Genomic DNA, 1,807 nt, shown 5'->3' on the forward strand with positions numbered 1-1,807 from the left:
CACCATAGTTCCAGAATTAGAGTGAAATGGGAAAGTTATTTTTAGACAATTCCTTGTTGCCGACTCAGCTCCAGTTCGTTTCTGTAACTCTGCCCGGTCTGCAAGGTCAGCGTCCGCAATCCCAGGGCAACGGTGTATCGAACTTCAGAAGAGCAAGTGGCCATAATCCGGGCACAAGCCCGGGTTTTTCCAAAGCCTGTCCCTGCCTGAACAAAGCCAATAAACCCGCTATCGGATCCGGCTTTGGCTACATCCTTCAGGACTTTACAGGCAGCATCCTGCCAGGCAAAAGCCGAATTGGCAGGCTCGCTGGATATCGGCAACATGGGTGGGGGTATATCCTCTTTGGCAATAAATGGCAGACCAAGATGTTGCTGCCATAGCACTCGGGACAGGCTGCGAGCCTGCCTGCCCACATTAAACAGGTGAGTGCCAAGAACTGAGCCCGGCCCTCCTCTTGCGGTATTTGCTATAAGCGTACCGGTTACTGCGTTAGAAGGTTTTGCATTGTCGTTGGCAGAGACTGAATGGTCTGCACACATCATTCCGGTGCGCCCAAAATGGGTGATGGTACGAATGAATGCATCCCTCCATACCGGGTCTGACATCTGTGTCTGATGATTCACAAGCCAGTGACGTATTCGCTCTGTGCAGCGACTGACCCGGGCCAGCCAGCGAGCATCCTGTTGCCAGGGGCGGGAGGCAGAATCTGCGGGTCGTAGATTAAGGTTGAGTTGATTGGAATAATCAGGGTCTTCAGGCGCGCAGCGCACATGGGAGCATCTGGTTAGTGATGGAGCTTCATTGCCAGCATCCTGATATTTTCCGAAAGGTAGACGATGATGGGACCCAAGAATCCATAACCAGGCCCAGAGCAGCACATTATTGTCTTTACACTTGGGTAGTGGGAAAGGACTGTCTGGCTCCTGTTTCCCGGAAACATTCCATGAACCATCCGGCTTGAACAGTTCGGATTGCTCTGAAAATAACTGACTGAGGGCCGGTAAATGGCTAAAAACCTTCAGCCAGAGGGAGTCTTCAGCCTTTTTGGTATGCCGCACACCACTGGCCAGGGCTGCCAGTTTTCCGGCCAGCATAACTGAGAGCAGTTCATGGCGTACCGGGTCCGCTAATGCTTTGCTGTTCTCTTTTTGAATAGCTCGCCAGAGTTTTCCCTGGAAAAAAGCGTTGTCCTTGCCAAGATCATGAAAAAGCCCGGCCAGCTCTGCCAGGTAAGCAACCAGCCGTTCCATTGGCGAAGATTCCCGGGGAGGGCGCAGAAAATCCTGGCTGGATGAAGAAAACGCATAATTGCCATCATGATCAAAATGTCGCCGACTGCCGACCACCCAGAGCAACTCAGTACGGGTTCGGCTTGAGATACGATGACAAGCCACGGCCATCTGCCTGGAACTGACACTCCTGAGGGCGGCATGAACATCATCAATACCTTCCTTGCTTAAACGTGCTAACCAGGATCTTCGGCCAATCTGGCGGGCATAACGGTTAAGGATTCGTCGGGATTTTCTGACAGCCTGCCGTTCACACTCACTGACAAACAGTACGATCACCAGCTTTTCTCCGTGACATTCTTCACCGAGTCGAATAAAAGGCCAAGCGCCCTGGTTTCATCCATAAAAGCAATGCAGCGATTACGCATCTGCTGATCAGACAAACCCTCAGCGGCACTCAGAAATGCATTGGGTAGAATGACGGCATCCTTGATGATATCCGCTACGTCGAACACCAGGAGGCTGTCCGAGATTAGCGCCCGTAGCGAGGATGGCAGAAAATTGAGGATAAAAAT

1 protein-coding gene and 1 pseudogene are annotated in these 1,807 nt (G+C 51.8%); both read right to left on the reverse strand.

What is annotated here, in order from left to right:
* Positions 1-41: 41 nt before the first annotated feature.
* A complete protein-coding gene (locus KDK14_RS15165) occupies positions 42-1,571 on the reverse strand; it encodes a hypothetical protein (protein WP_257266014.1) in 1,530 nt (509 codons plus the stop codon).
* Positions 1,568-1,807: pseudogene (locus tag KDK14_RS15170) on the reverse strand (hypothetical protein); the annotation flags it as partial. The pseudogene KDK14_RS15170 and the gene KDK14_RS15165, both read right to left, overlap by 4 nt.

The organism is Endozoicomonas sp. ONNA2 (genome assembly GCF_024606365.1).
Lineage (GTDB): Bacteria > Pseudomonadota > Gammaproteobacteria > Pseudomonadales > Endozoicomonadaceae > Endozoicomonas.